A 1,163-nucleotide genomic window follows, 5' to 3' on the forward strand; every position below is an offset into this window, starting at 1 on the left:
TTCTCTGCGGTGTCTTCCAATAAATAGATCACCCGATCGTATTGCAACGTCAGTGAATTCGTGACTTTGCGCTGGACACGCATCGTTAATATTTGGCGTAAATCCTCATCGCTTCGCAACGTTCGATGTGCATCGAAATCGTTTTTAGGTGGTTTGGCAAAGCGCGAGTTGTAGTCAGCGATGAAGGAGGGCATATACGCATTTGCCGCCTCCTTGGTGCTAATTTCACGCAGCCGCATTTCCTTGACGAGCCGGTCTTGCAAGGTGAGATTAGCCCGTTCAACACGCCCTTTTGCTTGACTACTATTCGCGCACCAAGTGTCAATGTTGAGCTCGAAACATGCACGCCCAAACTGCGTTATGCCTTTGCCAAAGGTTTTTTCTTCGTAATTATTCGAATTTACGCGAAACACCGAGAACTTATCGCTATACAGCGCCACCGGCTTCCCATGTTCGTCCATATAGCGCTGCATTGCTTCAAAGTAGCTAAAGGTGGATTCGGTTTGTGTAAAGTGAAGCGTCATCAATCGACTGGTCGCATCATCGATAAATACCAGCAAAGTACACGCCGGCGCCCGGTCCTCAAACCAACGATGATCGCTGCCATCGATCTGGATCATTTCCCCCAAGCAAGCGCGTCGATTTCGTGGCTGATGAACCTTCGATGCATGTTGCTTACGCGGCACCCAAAAACCCGCGTCCGTCATCAGATGGCGGACCGTTTCCTTCGATAACACCAGGCCGTGACATTCGCGTAACTTCTCACATGCAAATGTTGGTCCAAAGTCTGGGTAACGTTCGGCAATGAGCACGAGCGCTCGGCGTGCTATGCCAGGGTCAAGTTTGCGATTGCTAGGCTTTCCACGAGCCCGTGACGCCACAGCAGCAGACCCGTTCTCTTTGAACCGCAAAACTAGACGCTCGATTTGTCGTACGGTCAGCCCCAGGCGTTCAGCAGCGTGTCGCGGCCTGAGCATCCCGTCGACTACCATTTGAATAACCTTGATCCTGTCAAGTTCTCGCATTGTCATCGTCACCAGTTGAGGTGTCTTCGTCATCATGCGCTCCACGGACCGAACCAGGGAGAACCAGCATGACACCAACATGGGAAACACGACATTTCTACTTAGCCAAAACACGACTTTAGGATATTGCTGCTACAA

1 protein-coding gene is annotated in these 1,163 nt (G+C 50.8%); it reads right to left on the bottom strand.

Annotated elements, in window-relative coordinates:
* A partial coding sequence (locus tag WM40_RS27105) for an ISNCY family transposase (RefSeq protein WP_046154651.1) occupies nucleotides 1–1,058 on the bottom strand: 1,058 nt, incomplete at its 3' end.
* Nucleotides 1,059–1,163: the final 105 nt, after the last annotated feature.

The organism is Robbsia andropogonis (assembly GCF_000970345.1).
GTDB classification, from domain to species: Bacteria; Pseudomonadota; Gammaproteobacteria; order Burkholderiales; family Burkholderiaceae; genus Robbsia; species Robbsia andropogonis.